Annotated in this window: 20 protein-coding genes; 17 read left to right on the forward strand and 3 right to left on the reverse strand. The window is 70.1% G+C overall.

Features of this window, described 5'->3' with window-relative positions:
* The first annotated feature begins 177 nt into the window (after window positions 1-177).
* From ABID77_RS02905 to ABID77_RS02955, 11 genes are all read left to right on the forward strand, one after another.
* On the forward strand, window positions 178-2286 hold the full coding sequence (locus tag ABID77_RS02905) for a 3-hydroxyacyl-CoA dehydrogenase NAD-binding domain-containing protein (RefSeq protein ID WP_429590596.1): 2109 nt from the start codon (window positions 178-180) through the stop codon (window positions 2284-2286).
* Between the two features lie 100 nt (window positions 2287-2386).
* Window positions 2387-3577: an acetyl-CoA C-acyltransferase gene (locus tag ABID77_RS02910; protein ID WP_429590599.1), complete on the forward strand. Its 1191-nt coding sequence runs from the start codon at window positions 2387-2389 to the stop codon at window positions 3575-3577.
* Entirely contained in the window at window positions 3574-4098 is a 525-nt protein-coding gene (locus tag ABID77_RS02915; protein ID WP_429590602.1) for a hypothetical protein, read from the forward strand. Before ABID77_RS02910 ends, ABID77_RS02915 begins: the two co-directional genes overlap by 4 nt.
* The gene (locus ABID77_RS02920; RefSeq protein ID WP_429590605.1) at window positions 4095-5936 is read left to right on the forward strand and encodes an acyl-CoA dehydrogenase; all 1842 of its coding nucleotides are present in this window, start codon (window positions 4095-4097) and stop codon (window positions 5934-5936) included. Before ABID77_RS02915 ends, ABID77_RS02920 begins: the two co-directional genes overlap by 4 nt.
* Window positions 5936-6199 (forward strand): hypothetical protein, encoded by a 264-nt coding sequence (locus tag ABID77_RS02925; RefSeq protein WP_429590608.1) that lies wholly within the window; start codon window positions 5936-5938, stop codon window positions 6197-6199. The genes ABID77_RS02920 and ABID77_RS02925 overlap by 1 nt, the downstream gene beginning before the upstream one ends.
* 64 nt (window positions 6200-6263) lie before the next feature.
* A complete protein-coding gene (locus ABID77_RS02930) occupies window positions 6264-6545 on the forward strand; it encodes a Dabb family protein (RefSeq protein WP_429590611.1) in 282 nt (93 codons plus the stop codon).
* 14 nt (window positions 6546-6559) lie between these two features.
* Complete coding sequence (locus ABID77_RS02935) at window positions 6560-7372, forward strand: SDR family oxidoreductase (RefSeq protein ID WP_429590614.1); 813 nt, start codon at window positions 6560-6562, stop codon at window positions 7370-7372.
* Window positions 7373-7385: 13 nt separating this feature from the next.
* A complete protein-coding gene (locus ABID77_RS02940) occupies window positions 7386-7862 on the forward strand; it encodes a PaaI family thioesterase (protein WP_429590617.1) in 477 nt (158 codons plus the stop codon).
* Between the two features lie 40 nt (window positions 7863-7902).
* Window positions 7903-8919: an NADP-dependent oxidoreductase gene (locus ABID77_RS02945; RefSeq protein WP_429590620.1), complete on the forward strand. Its 1017-nt coding sequence runs from the start codon at window positions 7903-7905 to the stop codon at window positions 8917-8919.
* 25 nt (window positions 8920-8944) lie between these two features.
* Window positions 8945-9892 carry a glutathione S-transferase family protein gene (locus ABID77_RS02950; RefSeq protein WP_429590623.1) on the forward strand — a complete coding sequence of 316 codons (948 nt, stop codon included), beginning with the start codon at window positions 8945-8947 and terminating at the stop codon, window positions 9890-9892.
* The gene (locus tag ABID77_RS02955) at window positions 9889-10791 is read left to right on the forward strand and encodes an SDR family oxidoreductase (RefSeq protein WP_429590626.1); all 903 of its coding nucleotides are present in this window, start codon (window positions 9889-9891) and stop codon (window positions 10789-10791) included. The genes ABID77_RS02950 and ABID77_RS02955 overlap by 4 nt, the downstream gene beginning before the upstream one ends.
* 25 nt (window positions 10792-10816) lie before the next feature.
* On the opposite strand, the gene ABID77_RS02960 is transcribed toward ABID77_RS02955, so the two are convergent.
* Complete coding sequence (locus ABID77_RS02960) at window positions 10817-11866, reverse strand: aldo/keto reductase (protein ID WP_429590629.1); 1050 nt, start codon at window positions 11864-11866, stop codon at window positions 10817-10819.
* Window positions 11867-11937: 71 nt separating this feature from the next.
* On the reverse strand, window positions 11938-13125 hold the full coding sequence (locus tag ABID77_RS02965) for an MFS transporter (RefSeq protein ID WP_429590632.1): 1188 nt from the start codon (window positions 13123-13125) through the stop codon (window positions 11938-11940).
* A gap of 78 nt (window positions 13126-13203) precedes the next feature.
* Here ABID77_RS02965 and ABID77_RS02970 point away from each other — a divergent pair, with 78 nt between their 5' ends.
* Entirely contained in the window at window positions 13204-14154 is a 951-nt protein-coding gene (locus tag ABID77_RS02970; protein ID WP_429590635.1) for a LysR family transcriptional regulator, read from the forward strand.
* Window positions 14155-14194: 40 nt separating this feature from the next.
* Here ABID77_RS02970 and ABID77_RS02975 read toward each other — a convergent pair whose 3' ends face one another.
* Window positions 14195-15907: an AbfB domain-containing protein gene (locus tag ABID77_RS02975; RefSeq protein ID WP_429590638.1), complete on the reverse strand. Its 1713-nt coding sequence runs from the start codon at window positions 15905-15907 to the stop codon at window positions 14195-14197.
* 390 nt (window positions 15908-16297) lie between these two features.
* Between ABID77_RS02975 and ABID77_RS02980 the strand changes: the two genes are divergently transcribed.
* The 5 genes from ABID77_RS02980 to ABID77_RS03000 are packed head-to-tail and all read left to right on the forward strand — an operon-like array spanning window position 16298 to window position 22262.
* Entirely contained in the window at window positions 16298-17506 is a 1209-nt protein-coding gene (locus ABID77_RS02980) for a multidrug effflux MFS transporter (RefSeq protein WP_429590641.1), read from the forward strand.
* A gap of 48 nt (window positions 17507-17554) precedes the next feature.
* Window positions 17555-19030, forward strand: coding sequence for an MFS transporter (locus tag ABID77_RS02985; protein WP_429590644.1), 1476 nt, complete (start codon window positions 17555-17557; stop codon window positions 19028-19030).
* A 39-nt stretch (window positions 19031-19069) separates the two neighbouring features.
* Window positions 19070-19747: a paraquat-inducible protein A gene (locus tag ABID77_RS02990; RefSeq protein WP_429590646.1), complete on the forward strand. Its 678-nt coding sequence runs from the start codon at window positions 19070-19072 to the stop codon at window positions 19745-19747.
* Window positions 19744-20562, forward strand: a complete 819-nt coding sequence (locus tag ABID77_RS02995; protein WP_429590649.1) for a paraquat-inducible protein A — start codon at window positions 19744-19746, stop codon at window positions 20560-20562. The genes ABID77_RS02990 and ABID77_RS02995 overlap by 4 nt, the downstream gene beginning before the upstream one ends.
* A complete protein-coding gene (locus tag ABID77_RS03000; protein WP_429590652.1) occupies window positions 20559-22262 on the forward strand; it encodes an intermembrane transport protein PqiB in 1704 nt (567 codons plus the stop codon). Before ABID77_RS02995 ends, ABID77_RS03000 begins: the two co-directional genes overlap by 4 nt.
* Window positions 22263-22281 lie beyond the last annotated feature (19 nt).

The raw sequence follows: 22281 nt of genomic DNA on the forward strand, positions 1-22281 counted from the left end.
GACCGCGTCGAATGCCTAGAATTTCACGCAAAAGAACACTCGTTCTTTTCTCCTTCGGGAACCTTTCGCGGAGATTGCCGCGGCCGGCGCGGCACCTGGGCGTGCCACCGGCCTCGCCCTCGCCGTCGTCTTCCATCCATTCCCGCAACCTCTCTCACCATCGAAGGAACGCACAGCATGACGGCTGAATACAAAGTGCTCGGCGAGGTCGCCGTGATCACGCTGGCCAACCCGCCGGTCAACGGACTCGGGCATGCCACGCGACAGGGCATCACCGAGGGGCTGGCGCAGGCCAACGCCGACGACGCGGTCAAGGCGGTGGTCATCACCGGCGCCGGCAAGGCGTTCTCCGGCGGCGCCGACATCAAGGAGTTCGGCACGCCGCGCGCGCTGCAGGACCCGAACCTGCTCAGCGTGATCCTGGCGCTGGAGGCCTCGCCCAAGCCGGTGGTGGCGGCGATCCATTCGGTGTGCATGGGCGGCGGGCTCGAACTCGCGCTGGGCTGCCACTACCGCGTGGCCGCGCCGGGCACCAGCGTCGCGCTGCCGGAGGTCAAGCTCGGCCTGCTGCCGGGCGCCGGCGGCACGCAGCGCCTGCCGCGCGTGCTGGGCGTGGAGACCGCGCTCAACATGATCGTCAGCGGCGAGGCCGTCAAGAGCGAGGTGCTCGCCGGCCTGCCGGGCCAGAAGCTGTTCGACGCCATGGCGCAGTCGCGCGAGTCGCTGCTCGACGAGGCGGTGATCTACGCCAAGTCGGTCGGCGGGCGCGATCCGGCCGACCTGCCGCTGGTGCGCAACCTGCCGTGCCGCCACCCGCAGGGCGACGCCTACTTCCAGTTCGCCCGCAACATGGTCGGCGGCATGTCGAAGAACTACCCGGCGCCGCTCAAGTGCGTCGATGCCGTCAAGGCCGCGGCCAGCGGCAAGAAGTTCGACGAGGGCCTGGCCGAGGAGCGCCGCCTGTTCACCGAACTCATGTTCACGCCCGAATCGCTGGCCCTGCGCCACCTGTTCATGGCCGAGCGCGCCGCCAGCAAGATCCCCGACGTGCCCGAGGACACGCCCAAGCGCGAGATCAAGGCGGTCGCCGTGATCGGCGCCGGCACCATGGGCGGCGGCATCTCGATGAACTTCCTCAACGCCGGCATCCCGGTGACGATCCTGGAGACCAAGCAGGAGGCGCTGGACCGCGGCATCGCCACCATCCGCAAGAACTACGAGGCGCAGGTCAAGAAAGGCAAGCTCAAGGCCGAGAAGTACGAGGAGCGCATGGCGCTCCTGAGCACCACGCTCGACTACGCCGACCTCAAGGACGCCGACCTGATCGTCGAGGCGGTGTTCGAGGAACTGGGCGTGAAGGAACAGGTGTTCAGGCAGCTCGACGCCGTCGCCAAGCCCGGCGCCATCCTGGCCTCCAACACCTCCACGCTCGACGTCGACAAGATCGCCGCCTTCACGAAGCGACCGCAGGACGTGGTCGGCATGCACTTCTTCAGCCCGGCCAACGTGATGCGCCTGCTCGAGGTGGTGCGCGGCGCGAAGACGGCCAAGGACGTGCTGGCCACCGTGATGGCGCTGGCCAAGAAGATCAAGAAGACGGCCGTGGTCTCCGGCGTGTGCGACGGCTTCATCGGCAACCGCATGATCGAGCAGTACAGCCGCCAGGCCGGCTTCCTGCTCGACGAGGGCGCGACGCCGCAGCAGGTGGACCGGGCGGTCGAGAAGTTCGGCTTCGCGATGGGACCGTTCCGCATGGGCGACCTCGCGGGCAACGACATCGGCTGGGCGATCCGCAAGCGCCGCGCCACCGAGCGCGCCGACATGAAGTACAGCCGCACGGCCGACAAGCTGTGCGAGCTCGGTCGCTTCGGCCAGAAGACCGGCGCCGGCTGGTACGACTACAAGCCGGGCAAGCGCGACGCCATCCCGAGCCAGGTCGTCAACGACCTGATCGAGCAGCACCGCAAGGACGAGGGCATCACCCCGCGCAAGATCAGCGACGAGGAGATCGTCCAGCGCCTGGTCTATTCGCTGGTCAACGAGGGCGCGCGCATCCTGGAGGACGGCATCGCCAGCAAGGCGAGCGACATCGACATGGTCTACCTCACGGGCTACGGCTTCCCGATGTGGCGCGGCGGCCCGATGCACTACGCGGGCCAGGTCGGGCTCTACAACGTGGCCGAGTCGATGAAGCGCTTCGCGCGCAATCCGCGCGACGACGGCAAGTTCTGGGAGCCGGCACCGCTGATCCAGCAGCGGGTTGCCGAAGGCAAGACCTTCTCCTGAACGCGCCGAACGCGCCGCTCGCGACACCGGCACGGCTTCGGCCGGCCGGTGGCTTCGACTCCGATTCTTCTTTTTCCCCCTCTTCCGAAGGACTCCCGCCATGACCAGCGCCGTCATCGTCTCCACCGCCCGCACGCCGCTCGCCAAGAGCTGGAAGGGCGCCTTCAACATGACCCACGGCGCCACGCTCGGCGGCCACGCGGTCCAGCACGCCGTGGCCCGCGCGGGCATCGACGGCGCCGAGGTCGACGACGTCATCATGGGCTGCGCCACGCCCGAGGGCGCCACCGGCTCGAACATCGCGCGCCAGATCGCCCTGCGCGCCGGCCTGCCCATCACCACCTCGGGCATGACCATCAACCGTTTCTGCTCGTCGGGCCTGCAGACCATCGCCACGGCGGCCCAGCGGATCATCGCGGGCGAGGGCGAGGTCTACGTGGCCGGCGGCGTGGAGAGCATCTCCTGCGTGCAGAACGAGGCCAACCGCCACATGATCGCGGACCCCTGGCTGGTCAAGCACAAGCCCGAGATCTACTGGAACATGCTGCAGACCGCCGAGCAGGTCGCCAAGCGCTACGGCATCGACCGCGACGCCATGGACGAGTACGGCGCCGCCAGCCAGCAGAAGGCCACCGCCGCGCTGGAGGCGGGCCGCTTCAAGGAGGAGATCGCCCCCATTACCGTGACGGCCGGCGTGGCCGACCCCGTCATGGGCCTGCGCACCAAGGAGGTCACGGTCGAGAACGACGAGGGCATCCGCCCCGGCACCACCAAGGAAGGCATCGCCGGCATCCGCCCGGCCATTCCCGGCGGCGTGATCTCGGCGGGCAACGCCAGCCAGTTCTCCGACGGCGGCGGCGCCTGCGTGGTGGTCGACGAGCGCTATGCCGAGCGCCACGGCCTGAAGCCGCTCGGCCGCTTCCTGGGCTTCGCGGTGGCGGGCTGCGAACCCGACGAGATGGGCATCGGCCCGGTCTTCGCCATCCCGAAGGTGCTCAAGCGCCTGGGCCTGACGGTCGCCGACATCGACCTGTGGGAGTTGAACGAGGCCTTCGCCGTGCAGGTGATCTATTGCCGCGACAAGCTGGGCATCCCCGCCGACCGCCTGAACGTCGACGGCGGCGCCATCGCGGTGGGCCACCCCTACGGCGTGAGCGGCCAGCGGCTGACGGGCCACGCGCTGATCGAAGGCCGTCGTCGTGGCGCCAAGAAGGTGCTGGTGACGATGTGCATCGGCGGCGGCATGGGCGCGGCGGGCGTATTTGAAGTCATTCCTGGAGCCGGGCAATGATTGATTGGCTCTTCGATGCCAGCAAGAAGGCCTTGGAGTTGGGTGTCGATGCTTGGAAAAAGGATCAAGCCAACAAGAATCTGAGGAATGCAATTGCGGGTCGGCTCGTGCGAGAACTGAATTTCATTGAACAGATCCTCATGGAGTTCTGCATCAATCAGGAATTCGGAGCCACCCGGACACAGGTATTTGACGAAGAGTCGAGCTCTTTGGCCGCCAAGCTCTATGCCGACTTGAAAACCGAAGCATTCGATACGCTGACAAATTCGCCATCGCCGCTGGAAGCTTTCCTTCCGGAGGGCGTTGCGACTTGTGGTTTCTCACGCCCCGACCGCCGACTCGACTATGGAGGCCGCATCAAGGATCGAACAGTCTCGGACGTGATCGAGCGCTGCTATCTGAGGGTCAAGATCCTGCGGCAACGGGCGAAGGCTGAATTGGATCTGGGCGATGTCGATTACGTGATTTTCCTGGTGCGCAGTGCCAAGGCTTCCTTGAAAGTCAACGAGCGTTCGCCATGACCTTCCGCCCGACCCTCGACTTCCTGCTCTACGACTGGCTCGACGCCGAGGGCCTGGCGAAGCGGGAGCGCTTTTCGGACCACTCGCGTGAGACCTTCGACGCGGTGCTCGATACCTGCGAGCGCATCGCGCGGGAGAAGTACGCGCCGCACAACCGCACGGTGGACATGCAGGAGCCGCGCTTCGACGGCGAGCGCGTGATCCTGCCGCAGGCCACGCACGACGCGCACGCGGCCTTCGCGGGCTCGGGCATGCTCAGCGCGGCGCAGGACTACGAGATCGGCGGCATGCAGCTGCCCTACACGGTGCAGGCGGCGGCCAACGCCTTCTTCGCCATGGCCTCGGTCAGCATCGGCTCGGGCATGCTGACCAGCGGCAACGCCAACCTGCTGATGGTCCACGGCACGCCGATGCAGCGCGAGGTGTTCGCGAAGAACGAGTTCTCCGGCCGCTGGTCCGGGACGATGTGCCTGTCGGAGCCGCAGGCCGGCTCGTCGCTGAGCGACGTCGCCACGCGCGCCGTGCCCGACGGCCCCGACTTCGCCGACGATCCGCTCGGCCCGCGCTACCGCCTGACCGGCAACAAGATGTGGATCTCCTCGGGCGACCACGAGCTGACCGAGAACATCGTCCACATCGTGCTGGCCAAGATCCCCGACGCCGAAGGGCGGCTGGTGCCGGGCACGCGCGGGATCTCGCTGTTCATCGTGCCCAAGAAGCTGGTCGACACCGGCGGCGCGCTGACCGGCGTGCGCAACGACGTCGCGCTCGCCGGCCTCAACCACAAGCTGGGCTGGCGCGGCACGACCAACACGCTGCTCAATTTCGGCGAGGGGCGGTTCCCGGTGGAGGGGCGGGCCGGCGCGGTCGGCTACCTGGTGGGACGGCCGGGCAAGGGCCTGCACTGCATGTTCCACATGATGAACGAGGCGCGCATCGGCATCGGCATGGCCGCCACGATGCTGGGCATGGCCGGCTACCAGGCCTCGCTCGCCTACGCGAAGCAGCGCCCCCAGGGCCGCCCGACCGGTCCGGAAGGCAAGGACCCGGCCCGGCCGCAGGTGCGCATCGTCGAGCACGCCGACGTGCGCCGCATGCTGCTGGCGCAGAAGTCGTACTGCGAGGGCGCGCTGGCGCTGGCGCTGTACTGCGCCCGGCTGGTCGACGAGCAGAAGACCGCCGGCGCCGCCGATCCGCAGGCCGCCGACGACGCGCGGCTGCTGCTGGAAGTGCTCACGCCGATCGTCAAGAGCTGGCCGAGCGAGTGGTGCCTGGAAGCCAACTCGCTGGCCATCCAGGTCCACGGCGGCTATGGCTACACGCGCGACTTTCCCGTGGAGCAGTACTGGCGCGACAACCGGCTCAACATGATCCACGAGGGCACGCACGGCATCCAGGCGGCCGACCTGCTGGGCCGCAAGGTGCTGATGGAGGAGGGGCGGGGGCTGGAACTGCTCGCCGGGCGCATCCGCGACACGGCCGCGCGCGCGGCGGGCGTGGCGGCGCTGGCGGGTTTCCCGCAGGCGCTGGAGGTGGCGCTCGCACGCGTGGTCGCGGCCACTCGCGCGGCCTGGTCCACCGGCGATCCGAAGGAGGCATTGGCGAACGCGGTACCCTACATGCAGGCCTTCGGCCACACCGTGCTCGCCTGGATCTGGCTGGACGTCGCGCTGCGATCGCTGGAAGGCGATGCGGACGCCGCCCGGCCCGCCACGGCGGGTCGTGTGGGCGCGGCCCGCTACTTCTTTCATTACGAACTGCCGAAGATCGGCGCCTGGCTCGAGGTCGTCGAGCGGCGCGACCCGACCTGTACGGCCCTCCCCGAGGACGCCTTCTGATGGCCATCGATTCCCGCAAGCCCACTCCCGCCACCGCCAACCCCGCCAACCCCACCGACACCGCCGCGCCGGAGGCGCCCAAGCCGCATGCCCGGCTGGAGAAATGGATGTGGATCCTGATCTACGTCGGCATCTCCGTCGCCGCGCTGGGCTGGTACACCGCGCGCACCGACACCGCCCTCGGCTGGCTGATCGGCGTGCCCGGCGCCCTGGCCGTGGCGACGGGCATCGCGCTGATCTACGTCCGTTCGCGGCTCGACTGACCCCCGGCCACGGCGCGGCTCCCATCCTTTCCTCTTCACCGCAGACAACCAAGGACAACGAACCATGATCAAGCACATCGTCATGTGGAAGCTCAACGACCCGGCCGACGCGGCGCGCTTCAAGAGCCTGCTGGAGACCTGCAAGGGCCTGGTGCCGGGCATGCGCGAGTTCGAGGTCGCCGTGCGCGGCGAGGGGCTGGAGGCCAATCACGACGTGGTGCTGTACTCGGTCTTCGACGACGCCACGGCCCTGCAGTCGTACGTGATCCATCCGAAGCACCAGTCGGTGGCCACCACGCTGGGCACGCTGCGCGAATCGCGCGCGGTCTTCGACTTCGAGGCCTGAGGGGAAAGAGCGCCATGACCGCCACGACGCCCACGACCGCCCGCACCGTCTCCCAGCTGTTCGACCTCACCGGCAAGACCGCCCTCATCACCGGCGGCTCGCGCGGCCTGGGCCTGCAGATGGCCCACGCGCTGGGCGAGGCCGGCGCGCGCGTGATGCTCAGCTCGCGCAAGGCCGACGACCTGGAGCAGGCCACGGCCGACCTCCAGGCCGCCGGCATCGACGCGCGCTGGATCGCCGCCGACTGCGCCAGGGAGGAGGACGCGCGCCGCCTGGCCGACCAGACGCTCGAGCGCATGGGCGCCATCGACATCCTGGTCAACAACGCCGGCGCCAGCTGGGGCGCGCCGGCCGAGTCGCACCCGGTGGCGGCCTGGGACAAGGTGATGAACCTCAACGTGCGCGGCTATTTCATCCTCGCGCAGCAGGTGGCCAACGCCTGGATGATCCCCCGGAAGGGCGGCCGGATCATCAACATCTCGTCGATCGCCGGCCTCAACGGCAACCCGGCGGAGATGCAGACCGTGGCGTACAACACCTCCAAGACCGCCGTCATCGGCTTCACCCGGACGCTCGCGGCCGAGTGGGGCAGGTACGGCATCAACGTCAACGCGATCTGCCCGGGTTTCTTCAAGACCAAGATGGCGAGCGTGCTCATCGAGAGCATGGGCGAGGACAAGATGGCCGCCCACGCGCCGCTGCGCCGGCTGGGCGACGACGAGGACCTGAAGGGCATCACGCTGCTCTACGCGAGCGATGCCGGCAAGCACATCACCGGCCAGTGGCTGGCGGTCGATGGCGGCGTGAGCGTGGTGACCGGTGCCTGAACCGATACCGGACATGAACGAAGACACCACGCCGACCGCCAACCCCGTGCCCGACCTGGGCACCTACATGCAGCAGATCCCGTTCGCGCGGCTGCTGGGCTTCGAGCTGGCGAAGTTCGGCGGCGGGCTCTCCGAGATCCGCTACACGCCGGCGCCCGAGCACTTCAACACCTTCGACGTGACGCACGGCGGCGCCTGCATGACGCTGCTGGACATCTCCATGGCCGCCGCCGCGCGCAGCGACACGCCCGAGTTCGGCGTCGTCACCATCGAGATGAAGACCAGCTTCATGCGGCCCTCGGTCGGCGCGCTGCGCGGCATCGGCCGCCTGATGCACCGCACCGCCACGCTGGCCTTCGTGGAGGCCTCGATCCTCGACGACAAGGACCAGCTCTGCGCCCACGCCACCGGCACCTTCAAGTACGTCAAGCGCCGCCTGCCCACCGGGCCGGCCAGCGCCAACGCGCAGCGCCTGCCGTCCACCGACTGACCGATCCACCACCGATTCCCCGATCCCAGGAGACCCCGACATGCCCACCAACCGACAGCAACTGCTCGACAACCGCCCCGAGGGCGAGGCCGTCGCCGGCAACTTCCGCCTCGCGACCGCCGAGACCCCGGCGCTCGCCGACGGCCAGGTGCTGGTGCGCCACCACTTCCTGAGCCTCGACCCGTACATGCGCGGGCGCATGAACGATTCGAAGAGCTACGCCGAGCCCCAGCCGCTGGGCGAGGTCATGCAGGGCGGCACGGCCGGCGAGGTGGTGGAGAGCCGCCATCCGAAGTACGCCGTGGGCGACTTCGTGGTCGGCTTCGGTGGCTGGCAGGAGTACAGCGTGGTCGACGCCAACCAGCCGGGCACCCTGCGCAAGGTCGACACCACGCACGTGCCGCTGTCGCACTACCTGGGCGCCGTCGGCATGCCGGGCGTGACGGCCTGGTACGGGCTGGTGAAGATCATCGCGCCGAAGGAGGGCGACACGGTGGTGGTCTCGGCCGCCACCGGCGCGGTCGGCAGCGCCTTCGCGGCATTGGCCAAGGCGCGCGGCTGCCGCGTGGTGGGCATCGCCGGCGGGCCGGAGAAATGCGCCTACGCCACCGACACGCTGGGCTTCGACGCCTGCATCGACTACAAGCGGCACGAGGACGCCAGGAGCCTGGGCAAGGCGCTCAAGGAAGCCTGCCCGGACGGCATCGACGGCTACTTCGAGAACGTCGGCGGCATGATCTTCGACGCCGTGCTCTCGCGCACCAACGCCTTCGCCCGCGTCGCCCTGTGCGGGATGATCGCCGGCTACGACGGCGCGCCGCTGCCGCTGGCCAACCCGGCGCTGATCCTGGTCAACCGCCTGAAGGTCCAGGGCTTCATCGTCAGCGAGCACATGGACGTCTGGCCCGAGGCGCTGAAGGAACTCGGCGGCCTGGTGGCGTCGGGCAAGCTGCGCCCGCGCGAGTCGGTGGCCGAGGGCATCGAATCGGCGCCGGAGGCCTTCCTGGGCCTGCTCAAGGGCCGCAACTTCGGCAAGCAGCTGGTGAAGCTCGTCTGAACCACGCCGCATCAAGGAACCCGCCATGCCCGACCTGATCCTCCACCACTACCCGCGCTCGCCGTTCTCCGAGAAGACCCGGCTGCTGCTGGGCCACAAGCAGCTGGCCTGGAAGTCCGTCGTGATCCCGGCGATCAGCCCCAAGCCCGACGTGGTGGCGCTGACCGGCGGCTACCGCCGCACGCCGCTGCTGCAGGTGGGCTGCGACATCTACTGCGACACGGCCCTCATCGCCGACGTGCTGGAGCACCTCGCGCCGACGCCGACCGTCTACCCCGAGCCCGAGAAGGGCATGTCGCGCATCCTCGCGCAGTGGGCCGATTCCACCCTGTTCTGGGCCGCGATGGCGTTCAACCTGCAGCCCAAGGGGGCCGCCGAGCTGTTCGCCAACATGCCGCCCGAGGCCGCCAAGGCCTTCGCCGAGGACCGCGCGAAGATGAGCGGCAGCGGCATGACGCGCCTGCGCCCGGCCGACGCCGCGGGCGCCTACAAGTCCTACCTGCGCCGGCTCTCGGACATGCTCGACGACAAGCCCTTCCTGCTCGGCGAAGTGCCGTCCATCGCCGACTTCTCGGCCTACCACCCGCTGTGGTACACGCGCCGCATCGACGCGCTCAAGGACATCCTCGAACTCACGCCCGCCGTGCTCGACTGGATGGACCGCATGGCCGACATCGGCCACGGCGAGTCGACGCCGATGACCTCGGCCGAGGCCATCGAGGTCGCCCGCGCGGCGACGCCGCACACGCTGCTCTCGGACAGCACCTTCCAGGACGACCACGGCATTCCGCTGGGCAGCCAGGTCACCGTGCGTGCCGAGACCTTCGGCCCCGAGGAGACCGCCGGCGAACTCGTCGCCGCCTCGCGCATGCACTACACGTTGCGGCGCACCGACGCGCGCGCCGGCACGCTCGACGTGCATTTCCCGCGCATCGGCTACGTGCTCAAGCTGGCCGAGGTGGGCACGCCATGATCGACGACTTCCACGGCCGCACGGCGGTGATCACCGGCGCGGGCTCGGGCTTCGGGCTCGAGGCGGCGCGCATCGGTGCGGCGCGCGGCATGAACCTGGTGCTGGTCGACGTGCAGCCCGACGCGCTCGACGCCGCGCGCGCCGAACTCGAGGCCACCGGCGTGGCGGTGACGGCGCACCGCGTGGACGTCGCCGACGCGGCGCAGATGGAGGCGCTCGCGCAGGCGGTGCTGGAGCGTTTCGGCGCGCCGCACTTCGTCTTCAACAACGCGGGCGTGGGCGCCGGCGGACTGGTGTGGGAAAACACGGTCGCCGACTGGGACTGGGTGCTGGGCGTCGACCTGATGGGCGTGGTCCACGGCGTGCGCCTGTTCGTGCCGATGATGCTGGAGGCCGCCGCGCGCGACCCGGCCTGGCGCGGCCACGTCGTCAACACCGCCAGCATGGCCGGCCTGCTGACGCCGCCCAACATGGGCATCTACAACGCCGCCAAGGCGGCGGTCGTGAGCCTGACCGAGACGCTCTACCAGGACCTGGGCCTGGTGACGGACCAGGTCGGCGCCAGCCTGCTGTGCCCGTACTTCGTGCCCACCGGCATCACCACCAGCGACCGCAACCGTCCCGGCGCGCTGCCCGTCGGCGCGGAGACCCGCAGCCAGGCGATCGGCCGCGCCATGATCGCCAAGGCCGTGGGCAGCGGCAAGGTCGGCGCGGCGGACGTCGCGGCGATGGTGTTCGACGCCATGGCCGAGAACCGCTTCTACGTCTTCAGCCACCCCCAGGCCCTGGGCAACGTGAGGAGCCGCATGGAGCACATCGTCGCCGGCACCAACCCGGCCGACCCGTTCCTGGAGCGGCCGGACATCGGCGAGCGGCTGCGGGCGCAACTGCGGGGCTGAGGCGCCCCGCCTCGGGTTTCATCGGTCACTCCGCGACCGGCGGCAGCACCGCCACCGGACTGCGCTCGGCGGCCTGGCCGTTCCAGTACGGGTAGTAGGGGTAGGGCGGCGTCACGGCGCTGGCCGCGTCGAGGCGGCCGACCTGCTCGGCGGTCAGCGACCAGCCGACCGCGCCCAGGTTCTCCCGGAGCTGCGCCTCGTCGCGCGCGCCGATCAGCACGCTGGCCACCGTCGGCCGCCGCAGCAGCCAGTTGATGGCGATCTGCGGCAAGGTCTTCCCCGTCTCCCCGGCGATGTCGTCCATGGCCTCGACCACCCGATGGAGCAACTCGTCGGGCACCGGCGGGCCGAAGCCGGCGGTTTCGTGCAGGCGACTGTTGGCGGGCAATGGCTGGCCCCGGCGGATCCGGCCGGTGAGGCGGCCCCAGCCGAGCGGGCTCCAGACGATCGCGCCCACGCCCTGGTCGAGGCCCAGCGGCATCAGCTCCCACTCGTAGTCGCGGCCAGCGAGCGAGTAGTAGGTCTGGTTGGCGACATAGCGCTCGAGCCCCAACCGGTCGGCCGCGGCGAGCGACTTCATCAATTGCCAACCGGAGAAGTTGGACACGCCGATGTGGCGCACCTTGCCCGCGCGCACCAGGTCGTCGAGCGTGCGCAGCACCTGCTCGACCGGCGTCATGGCGTCGAAGGCGTGCAGTTGCAGGATGTCGACGTGGTCGGTGCCCAGGCGCGTGAGCGCCGCGTCGACGCCCTCGAGCAGACGGTGACGCGACGAGCCTACGTCGTTGGGTCCGTCGCCCATGCGCAGCGACAGCTTGGTCGAGACGATGGCCCGGTGGCGCCGGCCCTGCAGCGCCGCGCCCAGGATCGATTCCGAGGCGCCGTCCGAGTACACGTCGGCCGTGTCGAACAGGTTGACGCCGGCGTCCAGGCACAAGTCGACGATGCGGCGCGCCCCGGCGACGTCGGTCGAGCCCCAGGCGCCGAACAGCGGGCCCTGGCCGCCGAAGGTGCCGGCGCCGAAGCCCAGGACGGGCACCTTGAAGCCCGAGCGGCCGAGAAAACGGTGTTCCATGACGTTCTCCTCGATGGTGGGAGGGTGGGAAGGGAATCGGGATGCGAACGAGGCGCCGGCGATGCGGGAACTCAGGTCCGCGAGGGCGTGGGAGCGCCGGCGACTCCCGCGTCGCGCCGCTCCAGCGCGCGGCTCCACAGCGCCAGGCCCAGGCCGGCGAGCGTGAGCACCGCGCCGGCCGCGCCGAGCGCCCGCAGGCCGGGTCCGTGGTCGATGACGAGGCCGCCGACCCAGGCGCCCAGCGCGTTGCCGAGGTTGAAGGCGGCGATGTTCAGGCTCGACGCCAGGTTCTGGCCGGCGCCCGCGGCCTGGTCGAGCACGCGCACCTGCAATGGCGCCACGGTGGCGAAGGCGGCGATGCCCAGCACCACCAGGAAGGCCATCGCCGGCACGCTCAGGTGGATCCACAGGTCCATCGAGCCCAGCACCAGGGCCAGCGCCAGCAGCGTGCCGAGCACCGCCGGCATCGGCGCGCGGTCGGCCAGCCGGCCGCCGAGCAGGTTGCCCGCCGCGAGGCCGGCGCCGAACAGCAGCATCGCCGGCGACACCGCCGCCGCCGACAGCCCGGTGACGCGCGTGAGCAGCGGCTGCACGAAGGTGAAGACGGCCAGCACGCCGGCGAAGCCGAAGACCGTCATGCCCAGGCCGAGCCAGACCTGCGGGCGCGCCAGCACGGCGAGTTCGGCGGCCAGCGGACCCGGCGCCTCGCCGGCGCGGTCGCGCGGCACGAAGGCGGCGAGCACCGCCAGCGCCGTCACGCCGATGGCCGCGACCGCCCAGAACGCCGAGCGCCAGCCGAAGTGCAGGCCCAGCCAGGCGCCCGCCGGCACGCCCAGCACCGTCGCGGCGGTCAGCCCGGTGAACATGACGGCGATGGCCGAGGCGCGGCGCTCCGGCGCCACCAGCCCGGTCGCCACCACCGAGCCGACGCCGAAGAAGGTGCCGTGCGCGAGCGAGGTGACGATGCGCGCCGCCATCAGCGTGGCGTAGTCCGGCGCCAGCGCGCAGGCCGCGTTGCCGAGCGTGAAGATCGCCATCAGCACCAGGAGCACCGTCTTGCGCGGCATGGTGCGGGTGCCGATGGTCAGGAGCGGCGCGCCGACCGCGACCCCGAGCGCGTAGCCCGAGATCAGCAGCCCGGCCGTGGCGATGGAGACGTGGAGGTCCGCCGCGACCTGCAGCAGCAGGCCCATGATGACGAATTCGGTGGTGCCGATCCCGAAGGCGCCGGCGGTGAGTGCGAGGAGTGCGATGGGCATGGTGGGGCGACTGTGCGCGCCCCTGGCGACGATGACTAGAATGCCGCCCCGACCATCACCTGTGAGGCGAAGTCACGAATGCCACGTCCCGACGTCAACCGCTCCGGCGAGATGGAGGCCTTCGTGCAGGTGGTCGAACGCGGCGGGTTCTCGGCCGCGGCGCGCCACCTGGGCATGACGCCCTCGGCCGTCAGCAAGCTGATCGCGCGGCTGGAGGCGCGGCTGTCGGTGCGGCTGGTGCATCGCTCGACCCGCAAGCTGCAGCTCACGCCCGAGGGCCGGCAGTTCCACGAGCGCAGCCTGCGCGTGCTGGCCGACCTCGACGAGGCCGAACGCTCGGCCAGCGCGGCGGCCATCGGCGCCACGCCGCGCGGGCGGGTGGGCATCAACACCAGCGTCTCCTTCGGCCACCAGGTGCTGATTCCGCTGGTGCCGCGCTTCCTGGCGCTGCACCCGGAGATCACGCTGGACATCGGCCTGACCGACCGCGTGGTCGACCTGATGGACGAGCGTGCCGACATCGCGATCCGCTGGGGCGGCCTGCCGGCGTCCGATCTGGTGGCGCGCCGGCTCGGTGCGACCGAGCAGGCCATCGTCGCCGCGCCGGCCTACCTGGCGCGGCGCGGCACGCCGATGGTGCCGCGCGATCTCGAGGACCACGACCGCATCGGCTGGTCGTACCGGCGCAACGTGGCCGACTGGCCGCTGCGCGTGGACGGCCGCACGCTGATGCTGCCGGTGGCCGGCCGCGTGCGCGCCGCCGACGGCGAGGCGATCCGCGCCCTGGCCGTGGCCGGCGTCGGCCTGGCGCGGCTGTCGCTCTACCACGTGGGCGCCGACCTCGACGCCGGCCGGCTGGTCGAGGTGCTGGACGACTTCAATCCGCGCGACGTCGAGCCGATCCACGCGGTCTACGTCGGCAAGCCCGGCCACCTGCCGGCGCGCGTGCGGGCGGTGCTGGACTTCCTGGTGGCGGCGGTGGCGCTGCATCCGCGCGCGCTGCCGATGCGGACACCATCCCCCGCCTGAGGGCGCGCGATCGCTCCCGGAACGTCCCGGAGCGCGGTCGTCAGCGGGTTTCCAGCGTGAACGACGCGTCGGTCTTCTGCTGCGCGTTGCCGGTGCTCGGCATGGCCAGGAGCTGGTAGTCGAAGTGCCGCAGGTAGAGCGAGGTGTTCCCGTACCACTGCAGCGAGACCATGCCCGTGTCGCCGTTGAGGGCGGCGGTCTTGCGGAACGTGGCGTCGCTCCTGAAGGCGGCGTTGTCCGCGTAGGTGTCGACCCAGGTCAGGTTCTTGCGGTCGGCCGTCGCCACCCAGTCCAGGCCGTAGCCGCGGTTGGCCTGGCTGGCGCTGTCGCCGGCGGGCCAGCGGGTGGAATCGGCGCTGTCGATGCGCAGGTAGCGGCCGGGGTAGCCCACCGACTCGAAGGACACGAGGTTGGCGTCGCCGGGATTGGCCAGGCCGGGGACGGCCTTCCACTTGAAGTCGGTCGGCGACTGGCCGTTGCGGGTGTCGTCGGGCGTGGTGATCATGCCGTGGAACCAGGAGTGGGCGACGTAGAACGGTACGCCGCCCTCGGCGTACGTCGTCTTGATGCGGGTGGCCGGCGACGCCGCGCCGTAGCGCGCCTTCAGGGCGTCGAGCTGGGCCTGGGTCACGCGCACCGTGTTGGCGTGGCGCACGCCGGCGGGCAGGTTGAAATCCACCTCGTCGGTGAGCTTCGTCCAGGTGGCCGGGTCGGCGTCGAGGTCGGTGGTCGTCCAGCAGCCGAAGACGCCGCCGTTGCCGTAGTAGTCGGCGTAGAGGTACCACTTCTGCTGGCCGGGCACCTTGACGACCAGCGGCCCTTCGGTCCCCTGCATCATGCCCTGGTTGCCGCCGCGCGTGAGGTAGTTGGGCGAGATGCGGGTGAAGGAACCCGCCACCAGCCCCGAGCCGGAGGACTTGGCCACCTGGATGTCCTTGCCCGAGCCCGTCTCGTCCTTGTAGAACAGGTAGTTGTAGCCGTCGTGGGGCACGACCGTGGCGTCGATCTCGTCGTAGCCGGGATCGAACAGGACCTGCGGGGTCGCATCGAGCAGGTTGACGAAGTCCTGGGTGTAGCTCACGTAGGTGCGGTTGCGGTCGGCGTCGCCCGTCCACACGATGGCGTAGCTGCGCTTGCTCGCGTCGTAGTAGGCCTCCGGCGCCCACGCGTGCGGCGTGGTGTTGCCGCCCAGTCCCGACGGGGCCAGGTTCAGGAAACGGGGGTTGGTGAAGGTGATCAGGTCGTCCGAATCGGCCACGAAGATGCGCGAACTCGGCCGTCTCCAGTAATTCGAGTCGTTGACGGCCAATGTCCAGTCGGTGGCGATGTAGACGAACTTGCCGTCGTTCTTGCGCAGGACGAACGGATCGCGGATGTGGCCGGAGCCGTCGACCCCGCCGATCGTGGTGGGCGCCTGGTAGACGGGCTTGCCGTCGTTCAGACCGGTCCAGTGGAGGCCGTCCGTGCTGAAGGCCAGGTGCAGCGAGTCGTTGGGCAGGTCCTGGTTGGGGCCGAAATAGGTCATCACCCAGGCCACCGAGGTGTCGGGGCTGGTGTCCGGCGCGATGTCGCCGGTCTTGGCCAGGCGCGTGGCACCGGTCTTGGACGCATCGGTCTTGGTCGTCACCACCGACGGATTGGCCTGGGCCGATGCACCGGCCGGTTCGTCCGATCCGCCGCCGCAAGCCCACAGCAGGGACACGGCGGCCAGCAGGGTCACACCGGCCCTTGCCAGTCTCTTCATCGAATTCATGTTCGTCTCTTTCATGGTTGGATCCGGGACCCGATGCCATCCGGGAAGGCCATCGAAATGCATGAGGCGAACCGATCGGAATTGGAGTCGCAATTGGAATTGCAATGGAATTGCGATCGAGTCGGGTTCCGGTCCGGTCGAATATAGGCCGTGGATTTGATTCGATTAAGTCCCGTATTTACCCTGAAGATTGCCCGATCGATATCTCCCCGCCATTCTTTTGGCATTGATTCATTGCATCGCTTGTCATTGGTCTGTATTGATTCACGCATCGATGAATTGATTTTCTAATCGTTTCGTTCGCGTTCCGGCATCGATTCCGGGATGTCATCGGCCGACATCGCGCGGGGCGCCATGCACGGCATTTCCGTGGCGAGGACAATCGTCCCGATGATTTCCTCGCGTTTCCTCAAGATGGCCCTCGTGCTGGGCCTGCTCTCGGCCATCGGACCCTTCGCCATCGACATGTACCTGCCGGCGTTGCCGGCCATCGGCGCCAGCCTGGGCGCGGAGATCGGCGCCGTGCAGTGGAGCCTGACGGCCTTCTTCCTGGCCCTGGCCGTGGGGCAGCCGTTCTACGGGCCGGTCTCGGACATGGTCGGGCGCCGTGCGCCGCTGGTCTTCGGGCTGGTGCTGTTCGGCGTGGCGAGCGTGGGGTGCGCGCTGGCCGACGACATCCGCACGCTGATCGCGATGCGCTTCCTCCAGGGCCTGGGCGCCGCGGCGGGGATGGCGATCCCGCGCGCGGTGGTGCGCGACCTGCACACGGGCAACGACGCGGCGCGGCTGATGGCGTTGCTGATGCTGGTCTTCAGCGTCTCGCCGATCCTGGCGCCGCTCGCGGGCAGCGCCGTGATCGCGCTGGCGGGCTGGCGCGCGGTGTTCTGGTTCGTGTGCGCGGCGGCACTGGCGGGGGTGGTGCTGATCGCTACCTCGCTGCGCGAGACGCGCCCGGCGGCCGACCGGGTGGAGAGCGGCTTCGCCAGCGCCATGGCCGCCTACGCGCTGCTCCTGCGCGACCGCCACTACCTGGGACTGGTCTTCATCGGCAGCTTCGCGATGGCGGGCTTCTTCACCTACCTGGCCAACTCGTCCTTCGTGATGATCGGCCACTACGGCCTCACGCCGACGATGTACAGCATCGCCTTCGGCGTCAACGCGGCGGCGTTCATCGCCGTCTCGCAGTTCACCGGCGCGCTGGGCGAGCGCTTCGGGCTCGTGCGCGTGGTCAAGGGCGGCGTCGCGGGATGCTGCGCCGTCATGGTGGCGATGTTCGGCTACTACGCGGCGGGCGGCGACGCCCTGTGGGTGCTGATCGTGCTGTACTTCGTCGCCAGCGGCTGCATGGGACTGGTGATCCCGACCACGGCGGTGCTGGCGCTGGAGCAGCACGGCGCCATCGCCGGCACGGCCTCGGCCTTGCTGGGGACGCTGCAGATGCTCACCGGTGCCATCGTGATGGGCGTGGTGGGCCTGTTCACCGACGGCACGCCGTTGCCCATGGTCGCCGGCATGGCCGGCGGCGCGCTGGTGGCGGGGCTGCTGACCTGGGGCACCTTGGGCGGCGCGGCGCGTTCGGCGGCCTGCGCCGCGAACTGAGCGCCATCCGCATCCGAAGCAGCCACCGGCCCGTACTTCCGACACGACATGAAAACCGACGACAGCATTCCCGTCCACGGCGCCCGTCCCGCGGCATCCTCCGCCGACCCGGCCGTGGCGCCGCCCGTCCAGGACGGCCTGCCGCAGCCGCAGCGCCTGCGCGCGATGGTGGTGATGGTGATGGGCATCTCGGTGGCGGTGCTCGACGGCACCATCGTCAACCTGGCGCTGCCGGGCATCGCGCGCGAACTCAATGCCAGCGCCTCGCATTCGATCTGGGTCATCAACGCCTACCAGATCGCCACGCTGGTGCTGCTGCTGCCGCTGGCCTCGCTGGGCGATCTGGTCGGCTACCGACGCGTGTACCTCTGGGGCATGGCGCTGTTCACGCTGTCGTCGCTGGGCGCGACACTGGCCGACTCGCTGCCCACCCTGATCGCCGCGCGCACGCTGCAGGGGCTGGGGGCGGCCGGGATCATGAGCGTCAACGCCGCGCTGGTGCGGCTGATCTACCCGGCCGACCGGCTCGGGCGCGGGGTGGCGATCAACTCGATGGTGGTGGCGATCGCCTCGGTGGCCGGGCCGTCGGTGGCCGCGGGCATCCTGTCGGTGGCGTCGTGGCCCTGGCTGTTCGCCTTCAACGTGCCGCTGGGGCTGGCGGTGGTGCTGATCGGGCGCAGGGCATTGCCGCGCAACGTCGCGAAGCCGGCGGCCGGGTCGCGCTTCTCCTGGGGCGACGTGGCGCTCAACGTGCTGATGTTCGCGCTGATCTTCGTCGGCGTCGATCGCCTGGGCGTGCGCGGCGACGCCGCGGCGGCGGGAGGCGCGCAGCCGATCGCCTGGGCGTTGCTGGCCGGCGGGCTGGGCGTCGGCTTCGTCTACCTGCGCCGGCAGCGCACGCTGGCCGTGCCGCTGTTCCCGGTCGACCTGCTGCGCATCCCGGTCTTCGCGCTGTCGATGGGCACCTCGGTGGCGGCGTTCTGCGCCCAGATGCTGTCGTACATCGCGTTGCCGTTCCTGCTGCTGGACGTCTACGGCCGCACGCACCTGCAGGCCGGGCTGCTGATCACGGCGTGGCCGCTGGCGATCGTGGTGATGGCGCCCATCGCCGGGCGGCTCATCGGGCGCTACCCGGACGGCCTGCTCGGCGGCATCGGGCTGGGCCTGCTGGCCACCGGCCTGGCGCTGCTCGCGGCATTGCCGACGGCGCCGTCGAACCTCGACATCGCCTGGCGGCTCGCGCTGTGCGGGGCGGGCTTCGGGCTGTTCCAGTCGCCCAACAACCACACCATCGTGACCTCGCCGCCGCGCCATCGCAGCGGCGCGGCCAGCGGCATGCTGGGGACGGCGCGGCTCACGGGCCAGACCATCGGCGCGGTGGCGGTGGCGGCAGTCTTCAGCGTCTGGAACCCGCACCAGGGCCGGGGTCCTTTCATCGCCCTGGTGCTGGCGGCGGTCTGTGCGGCGGTGGCCGGCATCTTCAGTAGTCTGCGTCTGAGGACGGCACCCGTCGTTCACCCCTAGATTCACGGCTTACGAATCGATGCAAGTCACCCTCCGCCCATGAAGGAAGTCCCCACGGCGATCGTCTGCGACGGCTGCGACGCGGTCTGGCACCGCACGCCGCTGCACGCGCGCGAGATCGCCCGCTGCCCGCGCTGCGGCACCGAACTCGACCGCCATCCCGGCGCGCAGCGCGAGCGCATGCTCCCGCTCACGCTCGCCTGCCTGATCCTGTTCGCCATCGCCAACCTGTTCCCGATCGTCGAGATCGAGCTGCGCGGCCTGCGCAGCCACACCACGCTCGCCGGCGCGGTCGTCGCGCTGACGGGGGAGGACATGTCGCTGGTGGCGTTCCTGGTGCTGGCCACCACCATCCTGTTCCCGCTGATGCAGTTGCTGATCCTGGTCTGGCTGCTGGTGCCGCTGCGCCGGCATCGCCGCGCGCTCGGCTTCGCGCTGCTGGTGCGGCTGATGCAGGCCCTGCGGCCGTGGGGAATGATCGAGGTCTTCCTGCTGGGCGTGCTGGTGGCGCTGGTCAAGCTCTCCAGCATGGCCAGCGTGCTGCCCGGACCGGCGCTGTGGGCCTTCGTGGCGCTCACGCTGCTGCTGACGGCGGTGCTGGCCTTCGACCCGCGCGGCTTCTGGGAGATGGCCAAGCACAAGCTCGACAGCACGCCGGCGGCCGACACGGACGTCCCCGCGCCGCCGGCCGCGATCGATCCGGAGCGCGTCGCATGAAGGCGAGCACCTTGCGGCGGCTGGCCTTTCCGCTGCGCGGCCTGCGGCGGCCCGTCTCGGCCGACGAGCGCGCGCAGGCGGCGGCCGCGCCGCGCGCCATCGACGTCGGCCTGCTCGGCTGCCGCCAGTGCGGCACGGTGTGGGAGGGCGCGGCCGAGGACTCGCCCTGCGGGCGCTGCGGCACGCCCCTGCGCACCCGCAAGCGCGACAGCCTGAACCGCACCTGGGCCTTCCTGATCGCCGCCTGCGCGATGTACCTGCCGGCCAACCTGCTGCCGGTGATGGTCACGCGCTCGCTCTTCGGCACGCAGAACGACACCATCCTCAGCGGCATCATCTATTTCTGGGTCACGGGCGACTACGAACTCGCGGCCATCGTCTTCATCGCCAGCTTCCTGGTGCCGCTGTTCAAGCTGGCGGCCTTGTTCGTGCTGGTCCTCAACGCCCAGCGCGGGACCAACTGGCGGCGCGGCGAGCGTTCGAAGCTCTATCACGTCATCGAGATCATCGGCCGCTGGTCGATGCTCGACGTCTTCGTGGTGGCGCTGCTCGCCGGGCTGGTGCGCATCCAGGGCTTCGCCGAGATCACCGCCGGCGTCGGCATCGCCGCCTTCGGCATGGTGGTGGTGCTGACGATGCTGGCGTCGCTGAGCTTCGATCCCAAGCTGACCTGGGACGGCGCCGCCGAAGACCCCGAAGACTCCGACGACCTCGACGACGAAGCCGACGATCCCGCCACCGCCGTCACCGACGCCGTCCCGGCACCCGTTCCACAGATGCCGGCCACCGCGCCCGCAAGGACCCTCCACCGATGACCGACCGCGAACCTCCCGCGCCCCCGCCCGCCGCCCCTTCCGCCGACGACGGCGCACCCGTCGCCGCCGCGCCGCCCGCGCTGTCGCGCCCGCGCGTCGCGCGCCGCCGCGCCTGGCTGCCCTCGCTGATCTGGCTCATCCCGGTGGTGGCGGCGCTGGTGGGCGTCACCCTGGTGGCCAAGGCGCTGTTCGGGCGCGGTCCGGAGATCATGCTGAACTTCCGCACCGCCGAGGGGCTGGAGGCCGGCAAGACGATCGTCAAGTACAAGGACGTGCAGATCGGCCTGGTCGAGAGCGTGCGGCTCGCGCGCGACCGCTCGCACGTGCGCGTGCGCGTGCAGCTCAACAAGGACGCCGACGCCTTCACCGCGCAGGACACCGCGTTCTGGGTCGTGCGGCCACGGCTGGACACCTCGGGCATCTCCGGGCTGGGCACGTTGCTCTCCGGCGCCTACATCGGCGCCGACGCCGGCGTCTCCGAGGAGAGCAGTTCGGAGTTCACCGGGCTCGAATCGCCGCCCACCGTCACGCGCGACGCCTCCGGGCGGCAGTTCATGCTGCGCGCCAACGACATCGGCTCGCTCGACGTCGGCTCGCCGATCTACTACCGCCGCATCAAGGTCGGCCAGGTGGCGGCCTACGAACTCGACCCCGACGGCAAGGGCGTGACGCTGCGCGTCTTCGTCAATTCGCCCTACGAGAAGTTCGTCGGCGCCAACACGCGCTTCTGGCACGCCAGCGGCCTGGACATGCAGCTGAGCGCCAGCGGCCTGACGCTGCGCACGCAGTCGCTCGCGACCATCCTGCTCGGCGGCATCGCCCTGGGCGCGCCGGAGGAGGGCGCCGGTCCGATCGCCTCGGAGAACACCGCCTTCGTGCTGGCCGGCGACGAGGGCGCCGCCATGAAGCGCCCGGACGGCCCGGCGCAGACGGTGCTGTTGTACTTCAACCAGTCGCTGCGCGGGCTCTCGCCCGGGGCGCCGGTGGATTTCCGGGGCGTGGTGATCGGCGAGGTGAAGTCCATCGGCATCGACTTCGACCGCAGCGAACGCGAGTTCCGCATGCCGGTGCTGGTGCAGATCTACCCCGAGCGCCTGCGCCGCGGCATGAACGCGCAGCCGCCCGAGTCGCGCTACACCGAGGAGCAGCGCCTGCGCTACATGGTCGGCAAGGGCCTGCGTGCGCAGCTGCGCACCGGCAACCTGCTGACTGGCCAGGTCTACGTGGCGATCGACTTCTTCCCCAAGGCGCCGAAGGCGACCATCGACTTCAGCAAGGACCCGGTCGAACTGCCGACGATCCCCGGCAGCCTCGACGAGATCCAGTCGCAGGTGCAGGAGATCGCCGCCAAGCTCAACAAGGTGCCCATCGAGCAGATCGGCAACGACTTGCGCACCACGCTGGCGACGCTCGACAAGACGCTCAAGGGCGCCGAGAAGCTCACGCGCACGCTCAACGACGACATCTCGCCCGAGATCAGGGCCGCCATGAAGGACGCCCGCAAGACCATCGACAGCGCCGGCCGCGCCCTCGACAGCGCCGACCGCTCGCTGCTGCAGCAGGACGCCCCGCTGCAGCAGGACATCCGCCAGACGATGCAGGAACTCACCCGCGCGGCCGGCTCGGTGCGCGTGCTGACCGACTACCTGGAGCGCCACCCCGAGTCGCTGCTGCGCGGCAAACCGGAGGACAGGAAATGAAGAGGGGGTCCATGAAAAC

The sequence above is a fragment of the Variovorax sp. PvP013 genome, from assembly GCF_050435945.1.
Classification (GTDB): Bacteria; Pseudomonadota; Gammaproteobacteria; order Burkholderiales; family Burkholderiaceae_C; genus Variovorax.